Raw genomic sequence first — 18,108 nt, 5'->3', positions numbered from 1 at the left:
AGGCCCCTAAGTGTGTGCTCAGTGGGAAAGGATGTGGGATTGCCCAGACAACCAGGAGGTTGGCTTAGAAGCAGCCACCCTTGAAAGAGTGCGTAATAGCTCACTGGTCAAGTGGTCCTGCGCCGACAATGTAGCGGGGCTTAAGCACACCGCCGAAGCTGTGTCATTCACACAATACATCCGCTTTCTCCTTCGGGGGATTGTGTAGTGGTGTGGATGGGTAGGGGAGCGTCCTGCATCCAGGGAAGCGGCCGTGTGAGCGAGTCGTGGAGGGTGTGGGAGTGAGAATGCAGGCATGAGTAGCGAATGCAGAGTGAGAAACTCTGCCGCCGGATGACCAAGGGTTCCTGGGCCAGGCTAATCCGCCCAGGGTAAGTCGGGACCTAAGGCGAGGCCGACAGGCGTAGTCGATGGACAACGGGTTGATATTCCCGTACCCGAGCATGTGCGCCCATGACGAGGCAGTTGATACTAACCACCCGAAGCCGGCGTGGAAGTCTTCGGACGGATATGTCGTGTGGAGCGTGGGATCTGATGTTGTAGTAGTCAAGCGATGGGGTGACGCAGGAAGGTAGCTCCGCCAGGCGATGGTTGTCCTGGTGTAAGCGTGTAGGCCGTCATGTAGGTAAATCCGCATGGCAATGGGCTGAGACGTGATGCGTAGCCGTTTGAGGCGAAGAGGGTGATCCTATGCTGCCGAGAAAAGCCTCTAGTGAGTGCATGCACGGCCCGTACCCCAAACCAACACAGGTGGTCAGGTAGAGAATACTGAGGCGATCGGGTGAACTGTGGTTAAGGAACTCGGCAAAATGCCCCCGTAACTTCGGGAGAAGGGGGGCCAAACACCTTGAAGTCCTTCGCGGGCTAGGGGTGGGTGGCCGCAGAGACCAGCGGAAAGCGACTGTTTACTAAAAACACAGGTCCATGCGAAGTCGCAAGACGATGTATATGGACTGACGCCTGCCCGGTGCTGGAACGTTAAGAGGACCGGTTAGCGCTTCGGCGCGAAGCTGAGAATTTAAGCGCCAGTAAACGGCGGTGGTAACTATAACCATCCTAAGGTAGCGAAATTCCTTGTCGGGTAAGTTCCGACCTGCACGAATGGCGTAACGACTTTCCGGCTGTCTCAACCACAGGCCCGGCGAAATTGCACTACGAGTAAAGATGCTCGTTACGCGCGGCAGGACGGAAAGACCCCGGGACCTTTACTATAGTTTGGTATTGGTTTTCGGTTCGGTTTGTGTAGGATAGGTGGGAGACTGTGAAGCGGTGACGCTAGTTGCTGTGGAGTCGTTGTTGAAATACCACTCTGGTCGAATTGGGAATCTGAACCTCGGGCCATGATCTGGTTCAGGGACAGTGCCTGATGGGTAGTTTAACTGGGGCGGTTGCCTCCTAAAGGGTAACGGAGGCGCCCAAAGGTTCCCTCAGCCTGGTTGGCAATCAGGTGTTGAGTGCAAGTGCACAAGGGAGCTTGACTGTGAGACAGACATGTCGAGCAGGGACGAAAGTCGGGACTAGTGATCCGGCACCTCCTGGTGGAAGGGGTGTCGCTCAACGGATAAAAGGTACCCCGGGGATAACAGGCTGATCTTGCCCAAGAGTCCATATCGACGGCATGGTTTGGCACCTCGATGTCGGCTCGTCGCATCCTGGGGCCGGAGTAGGTCCCAAGGGTTGGGCTGTTCGCCCATTAAAGCGGCACGCGAGCTGGGTTTAGAACGTCGTGAGACAGTTCGGTCCCTATCCGCCGCGCGCGTAGGATACTTGAGGAAGGCTGTCCCTAGTACGAGAGGACCGGGACGGACGAACCTCTGGTGTGCCAGTTGTTCCGCCAGGGGCATGGCTGGTTGGCCACGTTCGGAAGGGATAACCGCTGAAGGCATCTAAGCGGGAAGTCTGTTCCAAGATGAGGTATCCCACCCCGTTGTGGGTTAAGGCCCCCAAGAGACGATTGGGTTGATAGGCCAGAGATGGAAGCACAGTAATGTGTTGTTGAGTTGACTGGTACTAATAGGCCGAGGACTTGCCCACGAAGATGTTACGCATCCACTCTACAGCTCTGAAACACCACACCGTGTGGAAACAAACATGGTGTGTGTTGTTTCGTAGTGTTTCGGTGGTTATAGCGCCAGGGAAACGCCCGGTCCCATTCCGAACCCGGAAGCTAAGCCTGGTAGCGCCGATGGTACTGCAACCGAAGGGTTGTGGGAGAGTAGGACGCCGCCGAACGTTACCTCGAGTCGGGCCCCGGTCGAGAACCGTATGGTTCTCCCGGGGCCTTTCTCCATTCGCCACCGTTTCCCGGCGGTCGGCTGGTCGGCGTCGTCAGTGGGGTGGGGTGATCGGCCGGCGCACCACGGGGGACGAGAAGACCAGCGCGGTCGTCGTCTCGCCGTAGCGCTGGGCCGTCACACCGGTCCGGTCGAGGTCGCCGCTCGACGGGAACCAGGGTCGCCGGTTCTCTCGGCTCCTTCGCGCACCGGTGGTCCAGCGCCGGCTCCCATCCCGCACTGTCTCCACCTAACAGTGCGAGTCGCCCGATACGCCCAATTCGCCGCCACCAGGCCTGTCTGCATCGACGCCCGACAAGCAGCTCCGGCTGCCCCTTGATCGCTCGAACAGCGCCGGTGCCGAGGGCCCTCCGCGCACAGGCCTAGCGCCGCCCCGCAGTTCATCCCCACCCGATCGAGTTGTGGACAGCCACCCCGCCCTGCCGCTGTCCCCCCGTTTCTGTCGGGGGTGGCCGATAGAATGGACTCGGGGACGCCCCCCTTGGGAGGGCGGGGGCTGTCTCCCGACGACCGGCCTGCTTCTGTTCATGGCGAAGGAAATCCCAGAGCGGCCAGCCGGTCGGGAAGCTTCTCTGATCGCGGACGTTCGCGTGCTTGCGGTGGCGCGCCCAGGTGGTGGCCTCGCGGAAGGCGGTCAGCTCCTCGCGGCTGCGCGGCGCGCCGTGAACAGTCGGTTGACCGCCGAGCCGGCGGGACCGGGCCGGGCGATGCCGGCCTCCGGATCCGCCGAGAGGTCGAACAGCTGCCCGACGGTCTTCGCGATCGGCGCGAAGTGGTGACCGTGCTTCCAGAGCCAGAGCCAGAGCCAGAGCCAGAGCCAGAGCCAGAGCCAGAGCCAGAGCCAGAGCCAGAGCCAGAGCCAGAGCCAGAGCCAGAGCCAGAGCCAGAGCCAGCCCGTTGCACGTGGCTCGAGAGTCGCTCAGCGGTGTGGTAGCGAAGTCGTGCCGGCAGGCAGACATCGCTGCCCGTACGCATTGGTGGTGCAGCGGCTCGGATTTGGCCTCAGTCGGCCTCGCGACGGTCCAGTCGGGCCAGGATGGAGCAACCACAGCCGTTGGCCCATAGAGGTCCTCAGCGGATCTTGTAGCGCTTCGAAGCGCCATCACCGCGGCCCGGCGACCGACTCACTGCGCGGCAGCAGAACCCGGCAACTCGCGCCAGTCACCCCGCAAGCCACCGCTCGGAAGCCACCAAAGCCCAGACAAGAAGAAAGGCGCCGGAGCCAAGTAGCTCCGGCGCCTTTGTGGCCTGTCAGCGCGAAATCCCCGTCAGGAGAGGGCCGAGCCCTTCTGCCAGTCCGTCCAGGACTTGGACCAGTCGCCGTACAGGTCCCAGACCGGGAGTTGCGGGCCGCCCGAGTTGGTGACCTCCACGACGTCGCCGAGGCCGAAGTTCTGGAAGAACCACTCGGCGTTGGCGGCGTTGAGGTTGATGCAGCCGTGGGACACGTTGGAGCTGCCCTGCTGGCCGACGCTGTTCGGGTTCTCGTGGACGAACTCGCCGTCGTTCGAGATGCGTTCGGACCACTTTTCGTCGGAGCGGTAGGCCTTCGGGTCGGGCGGGCAGACGCCGTAGGTGCACGAGTCCATCGTGTAGTTCGCCGACTTGAACGAGATCACGTGCGGGCCCAGGTGGGTCGGCGTCGCGTCCTTGCCCATGGAGATCGGCATGGACTTGACCATCGAGCCGTTGTGGAAGATCTGCATCTGCTCGGTGTTGCCGTCCGCCTTGGCGATCCACGAGTCGTGCACCTTGTACGTCTCGGTACGGTCCTCGGCGCCGTACACGCCGTTGCCGAAGTCGACGCCGTAGATCTTCGCCGTGACGGTCAGCGTGGTGCCCGGCTGCCAGTACTCCTTGGGCCGGTAGTGGACGTTCTTGTCGTCCATCCAGTACCAGCTGCCCTCCTGCTTCGGCGACGACTCCACCGACAGGGCCTTCTCCACTGCGGCCTTGTTCTTCACCGCGGTACCGAAGCTGAACACGATCGGCTGGCCCACGCCGACCCCGGTCGACTTCACGGCCGACGGAGCGGGGATCAGGTTCGCGTTCGCCTGCTTCGTCGGCGTCAACGTGGTGATCTGGCCGTCCTTTTCGACGGGCTTGCCGTCGGCGCCCTGGGCGTGGGCCACGATCTTGTACGTGCCGCTGTAGCCGAGCACCTCGGTGCTGGACCAGGACGAGCCGTCCGACGTGAGCTTGCCGGCGACCGTCTTGCCCTTCGAGTTCGTCACCGTCACGTCGGTGAGCTTCCCGTTGGCTGCCTTGACGACGATCGGCGTGGTCGGGCTGATGTCCTTGCCGTCGGCCGGATCGATGGACACGACCGCGGCGGGCGCAGCGGCTTGGCTCGAGCCGTCCGCGGTGGCGGGCGACGCGGACCCCCCGGTGTCCCCACCGGAGGAACAGGCCGACACCATCAAGGTTGCCGCGAGAATTCCGGCAACCGAAAGGAAAGTCTTCTTCGGGAACATTTTGTCTCTTTTGCGGGGTATCGCGGGCCGGCAGGCTTCTTCTTTTTCAAAACTACGCGATCGTGAAGACGCCCCATGCAGCGGATCGGTGCATCGCAGTGGTGTGGATCACGTCACGAGGAGGCCCGGAGCGCCGTAGAGCCCGGGCCCGTCGACCACGAGTTCCTTGAGGTAGCCGCGGGCCGCGTCGTACGCCTCTTCCGCGAGCTGGTCCGTGCGCGTGAAGTCCAGCGGGCTCACCCGCGCTGGCGCCGGCCCGGGCAGGTAGACCACCGGCGCGCGCCGCGCCGCCAGGGGAGCCTCCAGTGCCGCCTGGTTGCGCATGCTGATCAACGCGGTGAACATCATCACCTCGACGAACGTGCGCGGTGGACCGGGCATCTTGCCCGGAAACGCACAATCGAGCACTACGAGCGACTTCGCACCCATCGCGAGCGCCTGGCGCATCGGCACGTTCGCGACCAGGCCCGCCGTCGTACAGCAGCCGCCCGTCGTGCTGCACCGGCGGGTAGATGCCCGGGATCGCGCAGCTGGCGAGCAACGGTTCTCGCAACGGCCCACTCCGGACCTGCACCGGCTCGGCCGTTTCGACGTCCGTCGTGACGACGGCCAGCGGCAGGGCCAGGTCCTCGAACCGGCGGCCCGCACCGAGCCGGTCGTCGACGATCTTCGCCAGGCCGGTGTTCGGAAACAGGTTCCTCTTGCTGTGCCGAAGGGTCCGGACCTGACTGAAGACACCGCCGGGAAAGGCTTCGTGCTTCGTCATGTGCTGCCAGATTTCGCGCAGGCGCGCGAGCCGGTCGCCGCCCCGCAGCGCGAGCACAGCCGCGTTGAGCGAACCCACCGACGTGCCCACCACGAGGTCGGACACCACACCGGCTTCGTCCAGCGCGCGCAGCATCCCGACCTGCAACGCGCCGAGACTGCCGCCACCGCCGAGCACGAACGCGACGGGGCCCGGAAGATCGAGTGGCGTCATGTCCTCGACGGTAAGGCCTGGAACACTCGCGAACGGGTGGGGCCGGATAGTTCACTCCGTGGCGCGCACGGGCTCCTCCACCACTTCGGGGGCCAGCGCCTTGCGCTTCTTCAGCCGCACCAGGAAGAACACCAGTACCCCGGCAACCACGGCCGCCGCGATCAGGAATCCCGTGCTGAGGGCACCTTCCACCCGTTTCGCCGCCTCGCCCAGCGCCGCCCCGAGGCTGATGTGCACGGCCGACCAGCACAGCGCGCCCGCGGCCGTCGCGGGCAGGAACTTCCGGAACGGCAATCGCGAAGCGCCCGCGGCGGCCGGCGTCAGCGTCCGTAAGACGGGCAGGAACCGCGCGAAGAACACCGCCCACGCGCCCCGCCGTTCGAGGACGGCTGCCGCTTGTCCCACGCGTCCAGGCCGTATTTGCGGATCAGCTTCGTCCCGCGCAGGCGCGGCCCGAACCGCCGCCCGAGCGCGTAGCCGACCGAATCGCCCAGCGCCGCGCAGATCGTCACGACGGCCCACAACGTGAGGAACCGCGGTGCGGTCGTCGCCGTCGTCGCCGCGGTCAGCAAGGCCGACTCGCCGGGTGCGACGAAACCCAGCCCGATCGTGCACTCGGCGAACACCAGCCCGCCCGCCGCAGCGACAAGGCCCGGTTCCGGGAGTCCTTGCAGCCAGTTCAAGAGATCCGTTACCAAAGCCACAAAGTCACTTTACGGACTCTTTGTAATTGGCAACGGCGATCTTCCGTAGATGGGGGGAGTTCCCAGGGGTAGCCGTAGGGGAGCGCAACGACGGAGGGCCCGCTCGAGGTGAGCGGGCCCTCCGGTCGAAGCCGTGGTCAGCGGGCGAGCAGCGAGGCGGCTTCCTGGGCGGCCGGGCCCTGGTCCGCGAGGTGGCGGAGGTTTTCCGGCAGTTCTTCGCCGCGGTGGGCCTTGGTCTGGGCGTACAGGCGGCCGGCGCGGTAGGACGAGCGCACGAGCGGTCCCGCCATCACACCGGGGAAGCCGAGCGCCTCGGCCGCCTTCGCATGCTCCACGAACTCCTCGGGCTTGACCCACCGGTCCACCGGATGATGCCGCGACGACGGCCGCAGGTACTGCGTGATCGTCAGAATCTCGCAGCCCGCGTTATACAGATCGCGCATCGCCGGCCCGACCTCCTCCGGGGTCTCGCCCATCCCGAGGATCAGATTCGACTTCGTCACCAGACCGGCCTCACGGGCCCGCGCAATCACCTCGAGCGACCGCGCATAGCGGAACCCGGGCCGGATGCGCTTGAAAATCCGCGGCACCGTCTCCACGTTGTGCGCCAACACCTCCGGCCGCGCACCGAACACCTCGGCCAACCGAACCGGATCCGCATTGAAATCCGGGATCAACAGCTCCACACCCGTCCCCGGGTTCAGCGCGTGAATCTGCCGCACCGTTTCCGCATACAGCCACGCGCCCCCGTCCTCGAGGTCATCACGCGCCACCCCCGTGACCGTCGAATAGCGCAACCCCATGGCCTGCACCGATTCCGCGACCTTCCGCGGCTCCACGCGATCCAGCGCAGCCGGCTTCCCCGTGTCGATCTGACAAAAATCACACCGCCGCGTGCACTGATCACCACCGATCAGGAACGTCGCCTCCCGATCCTCCCAACACTCATAGATGTTGGGACAGCCCGCCTCCTCACACACGGTGTGCAGACCCTCGCGCCGCACCAGACCCTTGAGCTCCGTGAACTCCGGCCCCATCCGCACCCGCGTCCTGATCCACGACGGCTTCTTCTCGATGGGCGTCTCACTGTTGCGGACCTCCAGCCGCAGCAGCTTCCGCCCTTCAGGCGCAACAGTCACGCCCACCACAGTACGCCCGGCGCACCGGGCGTTTCGCCTACTGCGGGTCGGGCGTGACGTTCGTCAACCCGGCCGTCAGCTCCCACAATGCGGACCCCGTCGCGGGGTTGCGGGCGGCGGCGAGCGTCCGCACCTTCGTGGGGCAGCCGCGGGCGTTGAACAGGCGGTCCGGGCCGTAGTAGTCGCCGCCCTCGACGCCGGACGCGGTGGCCGCGTAGAGCTGCGGCAACGTGCCTTGCGCGACGTCTTGGGCGATCAACAGGTCGCCGAGCCGCGCGCCGCCGAGGATCAGGCTGCGCACGACCGGGTTGCGGTACGAAGTCGCCGTGTTCGTCTCGAGGCCGGTCGTCGTGTAGCCGGGGTGCGCGGCGACGCTGAGCACCGGGGACCCGGCCGCGCGCAGCCGCCGGTCCAGCTCCAGCGCGAAAGCCTGGTTGGCGAGCTTCGACTGCCCGTACGCGGCCGCTGTGTTGTACCAGCGGTGCTCGAAGTTCGGGTCGTCCAGCCGGATGCGCGCGCCGACGGCGGCGAGGCTCGACACCGTGACCACGCGCGCCGCCGTGCCGCCGCGCAGAGCGGGCATCAGCAGCCACGTCAGCGCCGCGTGGCCCAGATGGTTGGTGCCGAACTGCAGGTCGAACCCGTCGGCGGTCTTGGCCTTCGCGGTGGCCATCACGCCGGCGTTGTTCACGAGCACGTCGAGCGCGTCGCCGGTCAGCGCGCGCACGGCCGTGGCGGCCTTGCGCACCGAAGACAGGTCGGCCAGATCCAGCGACACCAGTTCGGGCGCCGGCCCCGACGCCACCGAGCTGACGCGTGCCAGCGCCGCGGCACCGCGTTCGGCCGAGCGGCACGCGAGCAGCACCCGCGCGCCGCGGCCGGCGAGGACTTCGGCCGTGCGCAGGCCCAGTCCCGAGTTGGCGCCGGTGACAAGGACGGTCCGGCCGGTCTGGTCGGCCACGTCGGCCTCGGTCCAGCGTCGGTTCACGAGGTCCACCTAACTACACGTCACGCGGTGGGCGCGAGCAGCCGCATCAGGTGCCCCACCGGGCTGCGGCGGCGGGCCGGGCGCTCGGGGCGCCGGTCACCCGCGCGGACGAGCGAGTCGAACGCGTACCCGACGCGGGTGAGTTCCTCGGCCGGCTCACCGGGCTCGGCGAGCCCGGCCGTGACGGCGAGCATCCGCAGCTCACCCTCGTGCAGCGGGACGAGCGCCGGGTGGCGTTCGAGGCCCGCGTCGAGCAGGGCGCGCAGCGCCTCGTGCTCGGCCTGGGCGCGTCGCCACGCCCGGCAAACGGCGTCGACCTGGTCGCCGACGCCGTCGTCGGCGGCGTCCTCGGGATCGGCGAGCTCGGCGCGCAGATGCCCCCCGAGCACCTGCGTCCACTTGTGCTGCAGCGCCAGCAGCAGGCGCTCTTCGCAGCCGAAAGCGTCGGTGGCGCCGGGGATCTCGGCGAGGTCGAGCGGCTCACCGGGGGTGCGCTTCGCTTGGCGCACGGCCGCTTCGAGGATCTCCCGGCGTCGGTAGAAGTCGGTCCAGCTCATGGTGTGGGCTCCCCTTCGGTGACCCGGGCCATACCGCGGGTCTGCGGCATACTCCCGGTACGGACCTGACGCGGCGAACATACCATGGGTATGGAGATCGCCGTCCGGCGTAAGGTTGTGAGGGTGCCGACAATGAGGTCCAGACGACTCGACTACTCGGAGTCCACGCGATCCGCCCTGGTCGAAAGCGCGGTGGAGCTGTTCACGAAACGCGGATACGCGGGTACCTCGCTCGACGAGGTGGCCAAACGTGCCCGCGTGACGAAGGGCGCGCTCTACCACCACTTCAGCGGGAAGCAGGCGCTCTTCGAGGCCGCGTTCGACTCCGTGGAGAGCCTGGTCTACGACCGGCTCGACAAGATCATGACCGGTCCCGGCACGCCGTGGGAGCGGGTGCTGGGCGCGCTCAACGCGTTCATCAAGAGCTGTCTCGACCCCGCCTACCAGCGGATCGCGATCCACGAGGCGCCCGTCGTGATGGGCTGGGAGCGCTGGCGCGAGGCCGAGGAGCAGTGCAGCTTCGGGCTCGTGCGCTCGGGCCTGCAGGCGCTCGTCGACGCCGGCGAGGTGGAGCCGGTGCCGGTCGACCTCACCGCTCGGCTGCTGTTCGGCGCGCTGTCGTCCGCGGCCACGGAGATCGCGAGCGCGACCGACCCGAAGCAGGTCGGCGCACAGATCGAGGACGTGATCGTGCGGATGCTGCTGCGGCTGCGCCGGCCCGGCGAAGCGGGGGAGCGACCGGCCGCGAGCTGAACCCGCCCTGGCTACGCTGGCGCCATGGACTTGAGGATCTTCACGGAGCCCCAGCAGGGCGCCACTTACGACGACCTCCTGCGCGTCGCGAGTGCGACCGAGGCAGCCGGTTTCGACGCGTTCTTCCGCAGCGACCACTACCTCAAGATGGGGTCGGGCGACGGGCTGCCCGGGCCCACCGACGCGTGGCTCACCCTGGGTGGCCTCGCCCGCGAGACGAAGCGGATCCGGCTCGGCACGCTCGTGACGGCGGCGACGTTCCGCCACCCCGGCCCGCTGGCGATCTCCGTGGCGCAGGTCGATCAGATGTCGGGCGGGCGCGTGGAGTTCGGGCTCGGCGCGGGCTGGTTCGACGCCGAGCACACCGCGTACGGCCTGACGCTGCCGCCGCTGAAGGAGCGTTTCGACCGCTACGCCGAGCAGCTGGAGATCATCACCGGCCTGTGGAAGACGCCTGCGGGGGAGACGTTCTCGTTCTCCGGTGAGCACTACACGCTCACCGATTCGCCCGCGCTGCCGAAGCCGGCGCAGTCGCCCGCGCCGCCCGTGATCATCGGTGGCGGCGGCAAGAAGCGCACACCTGAGCTGGCCGCTCGCTTCGCCGACGAGTTCAACCTGCCGTTCACCGACCAGGACACGGCGCTGGCGCAGTTCGAGCGCGTCGCGGCCGCGGCCGAGGCGCTGGGCCGCGACCCGAAGGAGATCCTCCGTTCGGTGGCGCTGACGGTCGCCATCGGCCGCGACGACGCCGAGGTGGCGCGCCGCGCGTCCGCGATCGGGCGCGACCTGTCGGAACTGCGCGAAAACGGCCTCGCGGGCACCGCCGCCGAGGTCGTCGACCGCATCGGCCAGTGGCGGGAGAAGACGGATATCACCCGGCTCTACCTGCAGGTCCTCGACCTGGCGGACCTCGACCACCTCGAGTTCATCGCCTCCGACGTGGCTCCGCAGCTGTGACGCGCCCGGGTGGTGGGCCGTTTCGCGGCGCCCACCACCCGGCCCGGGTCAGCTCTGCAAGGCGAAGGTGACGCCCGGCGCGGACGGCGCCTCCGGACGCGGCAGCCAGCGGTCGTCGCGCACCGGCAGCTCGCCCGCCAGCGCGGCGAGCACGGCGTCGCGGGCCAGCGGCAGGACCTCGGACACCGGCACGTCGCGCTGGAGCTCGTAGGACAGTGACGTGACGCCCGCGTCGCGGATGCCGCACGGGACGATCGTGTCGAAGGCAGCGAGGTCGGCGTTGCAGTTGAGCTCGAAGCCGTGCATCGTGACGCCGCGCTGCACGCGGATGCCGATGGCGGCGATCTTGCGCTCGATGCCGCGCTCGTCGGCGGGGATCCACACGCCGCTGCGGCCCTCGACGCGGCCGGTGCGCACGCCGAGCTGCTCGCACACCACGATCAGCGCCTCTTCGAGCCGCCGGACGTAGTGCATGACGTCGATGGGATCGGCGAGCTTCAGGATCGGGTAACCCACCAGCTGGCCCGGCCCGTGCCAGGTGATCTTGCCGCCGCGGTCCACGTCGATCACCGGGGTGCCGTCGGCCGGGCGGTCCTCGGGCTCGGTGCGCTTGCCGGCGGTGTAGACCGACGGGTGCTCCAGCAGGAGCAACGTGTCCGGCCCGGTTTCGTCGGCGCGCGCGGTGAGGATCTCGCGCTGCAGGTCCCAGGCCTCGGTGTACTCGATCGTGCCGAGCTCCCGGACGTCGACGGGATCGCTCGTGGCACGGCAGGAAATCGTCGAAGAACTCACCCGACGAGGCTACGCCCGTCGGCGTCCGGAAAGGGCAGAAGCCGAAGTGCTGTGGCCGACACCAGGCCCATCCCCAGCACCGCGAGCACAGCGCCGACGGTGTCCGTGACCCAGTGCACACCCAGCACGATCCGGCAGACCGCCGCGAGCACCGTCGCGGCCGCGGCGACGAACGTCGCGAGGCGGACGAACCGGCGCGCGGCCCAGCCGCACAGCAGCACCACGACCAGACCGGTCGCGGCGACCGACACGACGTGCCCGCTCGGGTAGCTCAACTCGGGGTACGCGCGCGGCCGTTGCCGCAGGAACGCGGGCTTGAACACCACGCTCATCACCCGGCACAGCACCAGCACCGCGGCGAGCCGCGCGTAGACCGAAAGCCGGGCGCGGTCCCGCAGCGCGAACGCGACGAGCACCACCCCGAGCACCCACGGCAGCACGGGCCCGAGGACGTTCGTGACCACCCCCGCGACCAGCCCGGCCGGCCGCGTGTCCTGGCCGCGCAGGGCCGTGGCGACCTCGACGTCGAGCCGCAGCGGCTGCCGGTCGACGAGCAGGCCCAGTGCGACGAACGCGGCGAGCAGCACCACCCCCGTGACGACCCAGCGCACTCTCGGCACGATCATGTCGCGGCGGCGAGCGCGCTTTCCAGCGTCCGGTGGCGGAACTCGTAGCCGGTGTGCTCGAGCCGCCGGGGCACGGCGCGCTGGCCGAACAAGGCCATCTCCTCGGCGGCCTGGCCCAGCGCGAGCTTCATCGCGATTCCCGGCACCCACCACGGCGCGGGCCGGTACACGGCGTGGCCGAGCGCGCGCGTGAACTCGGCGTTGGTGACCGGCGCCGGACCCGTGAGGTTCACCGGACCGGCCAGCGTTTGGTGTTCCAGCGCGTGGACGATCCCGCCCACCTCGTCTTCGAGCGCGATCCACGGCATGTACTGGTGGCCGTTGCCGAGCCGGCCGCCGAGCGCGAACTTGAACAGCGGCCGCAGCACGTCGAGCAGCCCGCCGCGGCGTGAGAGCACGAGCCCGGTCCGCACCGTCACGACTCGCGCGCCCGCGGCCGCCGCCGGAGCCGTCGCGCCTTCCCACGCCGTGCACAGCTCAGCCAGGAACCCGGAGCCCGTGCCGGTGGTCTCGTCGACGACCGCGGAGCCGGTGTTCCCGTAGAACCCGACGGCGGACGCGTTCACGAGCACCCCGACCCCGTGGTCGGCGACGGCCTCGGCGAGGACCTCGGTGGGCTCGACCCGGCTGTCGAGCAGCACCTGCTTGCGCATCGCGCTCCAGCGGCCCGGCAGGAGGGGTGCGCCGCACAGGTTCACCACCGCGTCGACGCCCTCGAACGCGCCCTCGTCGATCCGCGCCGACGGCGGGTCCCAGCCGCGCTCATCCGCCGTCCGCGCGGCGCGCCGCACCAGGCGGCGCACGTCGTGGCCGTCCGAACGCAGCCGCGCGGTCAGCGCCGTGCCGATGAGCCCGCCGGAGCCCGCGATGAGTACCCGCATGCTGAGATCGTGTCCTATCCGTCCGCGGACCGCACGCCCGGCCGCAGCTCGCCCGCGATTTCAGCGGCGGCCGTCAGCAGCACCAGCGCCGGGATCACCGCGGTGGGGCGCAACCGGTAGCTGCCACGCCGGTCCTGCTCCACGAGGCCGGCGGCGGTCAGCGTTTTCAGGTGGTGGTAGAGCCGCCCGGGAGAACCCAGGCCCGCGCTTTCCTGCAGTGCGGCGCCCGCCTGCGCGCCGTCGCGGGCGAGCACGCGCACGAGCGCGATCCGGTCCGGGCTCGCCAGCGCGGCCAGCACTTCGGCGCGCGGTCCGTCGGGCAGGCCGAGCACGGCGGTCGTGGTGAGCCGGATCTGCCAGGTGAGGTTCGGGTCAGTGAGTTCACCCTGGTAGCCGACGACCCCGCCGGGACCGTCCGGAGTGGACTCCTCGGGTCGCCCTTCGAGCGCGGCGACCCGCCGTTCCAGTGCCGCGACGCGCTCGGCGAGGTCTTCGGTCATGCACTCAGTGTCCCAGCGCGCGGCTCACTTCCGCGAAGGTGGCGGGGGTCGTGGGGCTGCCGACGCACAGGTCGAGCAACGCGGCGGCGTTCGCGAGGTCCACGGACGGGGTCGCGATCAGGAGCACGGCCGTGCCGGGGCGGCGGTCCGGCCACAGCCGCCTGTGGCGAGCATGAGGATTCCGGGGTAGCTGCCGCTCTTGAACTGCATCGCCTCCGCGCCGGCGGCTGGTGCCCGGCGTACTGGTGGCCCAGGAGCTGCCGGGCCAGGTAGGCGGATTTCCCTTGCGCGGTAGTGATTTCATGGTGCAGGGCGGCCAGGTGCGTGGCCGTGCCGCGGCCGGTGCCGGCGGCCCAGACGAGCTGTCGTCCACTGTGGGCGGTCGGGCGGCGACGCGGGGGACCACCTGGGCGCGGAAGGCTTCGTCGTGGCCGAACCGGTCGGATAGCCGGTCGCCGGCCGCGCGGCGCACTGCAGCGGGAGCGCCGGACGGCGGGCAGAACTCGGGGAACAGCAGCAGGAGGGTCTCGCCGCTGAACATCCGGTCGAACGACCCCGCGCGCGCCGCTGTGGCCCGCAGCGCGCTGTCGCCGAGCCGGGCCCGCAGGTAATCGGCCGCGGCGCCGTCGCTGAGTCCGATCATCAGCTCGGCCATGCGGTGCAGCGGCACGGTCTGGTCGGGATCGATCGCGATGCCGCACGCGTCGTGGGGAATCCCGAGGAGCGTGTACGACCGCAAGTGCGAGCCGCCGTCGCCGCCATACGGGTAGCGGGCGTCCCAGTCGCCGACGCCAGCGGGCGCGGGGTGCGCAGCCGGTGGGCCAGGCGGTGGCCGGTGCCGTCGTCGAACACGGCCGAAACCGCGTCGCGGCGGGCGGCCGGCCATTGCAGCCACCGCGTCGGTGGCGGTGAGATCCGGCGGCGTCCCGGCGCGGGCGGTGGCGGGGGTGGAGCAATGGCGGCGGTGCTCACGGCGGCCGCGCTGGTCAGGAGTATGCGTCAGGTGCGCACGGACTCACGGTATTCCGAGATTCCGTGATTCCGGAATTACCTCCTGGACTGACACGGCGAAGGCCCCGCACACCCTGGGGGCGTACGGGGCCTTCGCGGAGGCGTTCAGCGAGGTCAGAGACCCAGCTCGTCCTCGAACTTGCCCTCTTCCAGCCGCTGCTTGATCGTCGTCAGGAAGCGGCCGGCGTCGGCGCCGTCGACCAAACGGTGGTCGTAGGTCAGCGGCAGGTACACCATCGAGCGGACGGCGATCGTGTCGCTGCCCTCGGCGTCGGTCACCACGACCGGGCGCTTCACGACGGCGCCGGTCCCGAGCATGCCGGACTGCGGCTGCACGATGATCGGCGTGTCGAACAGGGCGCCGTTGCTGCCGATGTTCGTGATGGTGAAGGTGCCGCCGGTCAGCTCGTCCGGCTTGATCTGGTTGGCCCGGGCCCGCGCCGCCAGGTCGGCGATGCGGTGCGCGAGACCGGCCAGGCTCAGCTCACCCGCGTCGTGGATCACGACCGAGAGCAGGCCGCGCTCGGTGTCCACCGCGATGCCCAGGTGCACGGCGCCGTGGTAGGTGATCTCCTTCGTGTCCTCGTTGTAGGACGCGTTGACGTTCGGGTGCTGCTTGAGCGCCTCGACCGTCGCCTTGGCGAAGAACGGCAGGAACGTGAGGTTCACGCCCTCGCGCTCCTTGAACGCCGCCTTCGCGCGCTGGCGCAGCTTCGCGACCTTGGTCACGTCGACTTCGTGCACCTGGGTCAGCTGCGCGGAGACCTGCAGCGACTCACGGGTCTTGGTGGCCGTGATCTGGCGGATCCGGCTCGCCTTCTGGACGGTGCCACGCAGCGCGGCGACGTCCGGCGAGACGGTGGCGCGCGGTGCCGCCGGGGCGGCAGCGGCCGGAGCTTGGGCGGCGGGCGCGGCAGGGGCGGGGGCGGCAGGGGCGGGCGCCGGAGCGGCCTGCTGCTTCTGCTTCGCCTCGGCCGCCGCGAGCACGTCCTGCTTGCGGATGCGGCCACCGACACCGCTGCCGGTCAGCGATGCCAGGTCGATGTCGTGCTCGGAGGCGAGCTTGCGCACCAGCGGAGTGACATACGGGCCGTCGGCCGCCGAGCCGTTGTCCGTGGCCTTGGCAGCCGGAGCGGCAGCGGCCGGAGCCGGGGCAGCGGGGGCTGGAGCCGGAGCCGCCGGGGCAGGCGCGGGCGCGGCGGGCGCGGGAGCCGGCTTGCTCTCCTGAACCGGAGCCGGAGCTTCAGCCGCGGGCGCCGGAGCGGCCGGAGCCGGGGCCGGCGCGGGAGCGGCCGGGGCGGGCGCGGCACCGGCGTCGCCGATCACCGCGAGAACCCCGCCGACCTCGACGGTCTCGTCCTCGCCGGCGCGGATCTCGAGGACCGTGCCGGCGACCGGCGACGGGACCTCGGTGTCGACCTTGTCGGTGGAGATCTCGAGCAGCGGCTCGTCGACGTCGACCGAGTCGCCGACCTGCTTGAGCCAGCGGGTGACGGTGCCCTCGGTCACGCTCTCGCCCAGCTCGGGCAGCTTGACCTCGGTGCCCTGGCCACCGGCCGCGGGCGCGGTGTCCGGCCGCGACGGGGCCTCGGCCTGCGCGGCGGGCGCCGGCTCAGGCTCGGGGGCCGCCTGCGGCTCCGGAGCGGCTTCCGGCGCGGGCGCGGCGGCCGGCTCGGCGGCGGCGGGGACCCCGCCGGTGCCGTCGTCGATCACGGCGAGCTCGCCGCCGACCTCGACGGTCTCGTCCTCCTGAGCGCTGATCTTCACCAGCGTGCCTGCCACCGGGGACGGGACCTCGGTGTCGACCTTGTCGGTGGAGATCTCGAGCAAGGGCTCGTCGACCTCGACGGTCTCGCCTTCCTGCTTCAACCACCGGGTGACGGTGCCTTCGGTGACGCTCTCACCGAGCTCCGGCAACGTGACGGAGTAGGCCATCGTTCGCTGACTCCCTTGATCTGTAAGTCGTGAGTTGGATTCTGCTGGTGAGACGTCAGCTGTGCACGTGCAGCGGCTTCCCCGCGAGGGCGAGGAACGCTTCACCGAGGGCCTCGGTCTGGGTGGGGTGGGCGTGGATCAGCGGGGCAACGTCCTCCGGGAAGGCCTCCCAGTTGTAGACCAGCTGGGCTTCACCGATCAGCTCGCCGACGCGGTCACCCACCATGTGCACGCCGACGACCGGGCCGTCGGGGGCCTTCACCAGCTTCACGCCACCGGAGGTCTTGAGGATCTGGCTCTTGCCGTTGCCGCCGAGGTCGTAGGTGTAGGTGGTGACGTCGTTACCGTACTTCTCCTTGGCCTGCGACTCGGTGAGCCCGACCGAGGCGACCTCGGGGTGCGAGTAGGTGACGCGCGGAATGCCGCGCTCGTCGATCACGCGCGGGTTGAGGCCGGCGATCTCCTCGGCGACGAAGATGCCCTGCTGGAAACCGCGGTGAGCGAGCTGCAGGCCCGGGACGATGTCGCCGACGGCGTAGACGTTCGGCAGGTTGGTGCGCAGGCGCTCGTCGGTGAGGACGAAGCCGCGGTCGATCTTGACGCCGGCTTCCTCGTAGCCGTGGCCGGCCGAGTTCGGCCCGCGGCCGACGGCGACCAGCAGGAGGTCCGCCTCGATGGTCTCGCCGGACTCCAGCGAAACGCTCACCCCGTTGTCGTCCTGCTTCGCACCGGTGAACTTCACGCCCGTCTTGAAGGCGATCTTGCGGCGGCGGAACGCGCGCTCGAGCTGCTTGGAGGCGAACTCGTCCTCGGCGGGCACCAGGCGCGGCAGGGCCTCGACCACGGTGACGTCGACGCCGAAGGAGGCCCAGACGCTCGCGAACTCGACGCCGATCACGCCACCGCCGAGGACCACGGCCTTCTTCGGCACCCAGTCGAGCGCGAGCGCCTGCTCGCTGGCGATGATGCGGCCGCCGAGCTCGAGGCCGGGCAGGGTCCGCGAGTACGAACCGGTGGCGAGGATGACGTTCTTGCCGGTGTACCGCGTGCCGTCGACCTCGACGGTCGTGCCGCCGACGAAGGTGCCGGTGCCCTCCACGAGGTTGACCTTGTGGGCCTTGGCCAGGCCCTGGAGGCCCTTGTACAGGCGGGCGACGACGCCGTCCTTGTACTTGTTGACCCCGGCGATGTCGATGCCTTCGAACACGGCCTTGACCCCGACCGACTCCGATTCGCGAGTCTCGTCGGCGACCTCGGCGGCGTGGAGCAGGGCCTTGGTCGGGATGCACCCGCGGTGCAGACAGGTCCCGCCCAGCTTGTCCTTCTCGATCAACGTGACGGAAAGGCCCAGCTCGGCCGCGCGGAAAGCCGCGGCGTAGCCGCCCGATCCGCCTCCCAGGATCACAAGGTCGGCGGAGGTGTCGCTCACTTCAATAACTCCTCGGCAGCGGTAGGGGGTGAAGCTCCGTCGTCGCGCCGGGCCGGTATAACCGCGCGCGCGACACCAGCCATCTTGTC

General features: G+C 69.2%; 13 protein-coding genes, 2 rRNA genes and 2 pseudogenes (1 of these 17 cut by a window edge). 4 read left to right on the top strand and 13 right to left on the bottom strand.

What is annotated here, in order from left to right; genetic code table 11:
- Positions 1 to 2,034 (top strand): 23S ribosomal RNA (locus I6J71_RS33895); it begins 1,079 nt to the left of the window's first position.
- A gap of 81 nt (positions 2,035 to 2,115) precedes the next feature.
- Positions 2,116 to 2,232 (top strand): 5S ribosomal RNA (rrf, locus tag I6J71_RS33890).
- 1,330 nt (positions 2,233 to 3,562) lie between these two features.
- Here the strand turns inward: rrf and I6J71_RS33885 are convergent.
- From I6J71_RS33885 to I6J71_RS33860, 6 genes and pseudogenes are all read right to left on the bottom strand, one after another.
- Positions 3,563 to 4,768: an Ig-like domain-containing protein gene (locus I6J71_RS33885; protein WP_204090573.1), complete on the bottom strand. Its 1,206-nt coding sequence runs from the start codon at positions 4,766 to 4,768 to the stop codon at positions 3,563 to 3,565.
- A 108-nt stretch (positions 4,769 to 4,876) separates the two neighbouring features.
- A pseudogene (locus I6J71_RS33880) lies at positions 4,877 to 5,747 on the bottom strand (patatin-like phospholipase family protein).
- A 51-nt stretch (positions 5,748 to 5,798) separates the two neighbouring features.
- Positions 5,799 to 6,451, bottom strand: a pseudogene (locus I6J71_RS33875) (DedA family protein).
- A gap of 137 nt (positions 6,452 to 6,588) precedes the next feature.
- Positions 6,589 to 7,590 carry a lipoyl synthase gene (gene lipA / locus I6J71_RS33870; protein WP_204090572.1) on the bottom strand — a complete coding sequence of 334 codons (1,002 nt, stop codon included), beginning with the start codon at positions 7,588 to 7,590 and terminating at the stop codon, positions 6,589 to 6,591.
- Between the two features lie 37 nt (positions 7,591 to 7,627).
- The gene (locus tag I6J71_RS33865; RefSeq protein WP_204090571.1) at positions 7,628 to 8,578 is read right to left on the bottom strand and encodes an oxidoreductase; all 951 of its coding nucleotides are present in this window, start codon (positions 8,576 to 8,578) and stop codon (positions 7,628 to 7,630) included.
- Positions 8,579 to 8,598: 20 nt separating this feature from the next.
- Positions 8,599 to 9,135 carry a hypothetical protein gene (locus I6J71_RS33860; RefSeq protein ID WP_204090570.1) on the bottom strand — a complete coding sequence of 179 codons (537 nt, stop codon included), beginning with the start codon at positions 9,133 to 9,135 and terminating at the stop codon, positions 8,599 to 8,601.
- A 132-nt stretch (positions 9,136 to 9,267) separates the two neighbouring features.
- On the opposite strand from I6J71_RS33860, the gene I6J71_RS33855 reads away from it, so the two are divergent.
- Complete coding sequence (locus tag I6J71_RS33855) at positions 9,268 to 9,888, top strand: TetR/AcrR family transcriptional regulator (RefSeq protein ID WP_204090569.1); 621 nt, start codon at positions 9,268 to 9,270, stop codon at positions 9,886 to 9,888.
- A 24-nt stretch (positions 9,889 to 9,912) separates the two neighbouring features.
- The gene (locus tag I6J71_RS33850; protein ID WP_204090568.1) at positions 9,913 to 10,845 is read left to right on the top strand and encodes an LLM class F420-dependent oxidoreductase; all 933 of its coding nucleotides are present in this window, start codon (positions 9,913 to 9,915) and stop codon (positions 10,843 to 10,845) included.
- A gap of 48 nt (positions 10,846 to 10,893) precedes the next feature.
- Here the strand turns inward: I6J71_RS33850 and lipB are convergent, their stop codons facing one another.
- The 7 genes from lipB to lpdA all read right to left on the bottom strand — a co-directional run bounded on the left by lipB (position 10,894) and on the right by lpdA (position 18,019).
- A complete protein-coding gene (lipB, locus tag I6J71_RS33845) occupies positions 10,894 to 11,637 on the bottom strand; it encodes a lipoyl(octanoyl) transferase LipB (RefSeq protein WP_204090567.1) in 744 nt (247 codons plus the stop codon).
- Positions 11,634 to 12,263 carry a phosphatase PAP2 family protein gene (locus I6J71_RS33840; protein ID WP_204090566.1) on the bottom strand — a complete coding sequence of 210 codons (630 nt, stop codon included), beginning with the start codon at positions 12,261 to 12,263 and terminating at the stop codon, positions 11,634 to 11,636. The genes lipB and I6J71_RS33840 overlap by 4 nt, the downstream gene beginning before the upstream one ends.
- Positions 12,260 to 13,144, bottom strand: a complete 885-nt coding sequence (locus I6J71_RS33835; RefSeq protein WP_204090565.1) for a TIGR01777 family oxidoreductase — start codon at positions 13,142 to 13,144, stop codon at positions 12,260 to 12,262. The genes I6J71_RS33840 and I6J71_RS33835 overlap by 4 nt, the downstream gene beginning before the upstream one ends.
- A gap of 14 nt (positions 13,145 to 13,158) precedes the next feature.
- Positions 13,159 to 13,644, bottom strand: a complete 486-nt coding sequence (locus I6J71_RS33830) for a helix-turn-helix transcriptional regulator (protein WP_204090564.1) — start codon at positions 13,642 to 13,644, stop codon at positions 13,159 to 13,161.
- A gap of 4 nt (positions 13,645 to 13,648) precedes the next feature.
- Positions 13,649 to 14,383: a hypothetical protein gene (locus I6J71_RS33825; RefSeq protein WP_204090563.1), complete on the bottom strand. Its 735-nt coding sequence runs from the start codon at positions 14,381 to 14,383 to the stop codon at positions 13,649 to 13,651.
- 386 nt (positions 14,384 to 14,769) lie between these two features.
- The gene (gene sucB, locus I6J71_RS33820; RefSeq protein WP_204090562.1) at positions 14,770 to 16,590 is read right to left on the bottom strand and encodes a 2-oxoglutarate dehydrogenase, E2 component, dihydrolipoamide succinyltransferase; all 1,821 of its coding nucleotides are present in this window, start codon (positions 16,588 to 16,590) and stop codon (positions 14,770 to 14,772) included.
- Positions 16,591 to 16,645: 55 nt separating this feature from the next.
- Positions 16,646 to 18,019 (bottom strand): dihydrolipoyl dehydrogenase, encoded by a 1,374-nt coding sequence (lpdA, locus tag I6J71_RS33815; RefSeq protein ID WP_204090561.1) that lies wholly within the window; start codon positions 18,017 to 18,019, stop codon positions 16,646 to 16,648.
- Between the last annotated feature and the right edge of the window lie 89 nt (positions 18,020 to 18,108).

Origin of the sequence: Amycolatopsis sp. FDAARGOS 1241 (assembly GCF_016889705.1) — a bacterium.
Classification (GTDB): Bacteria; Actinomycetota; Actinomycetes; order Mycobacteriales; family Pseudonocardiaceae; genus Amycolatopsis.
Note: the sequence above shows the minus strand (reverse complement) of the source record. Positions and strands in the feature narration are given on the sequence as shown.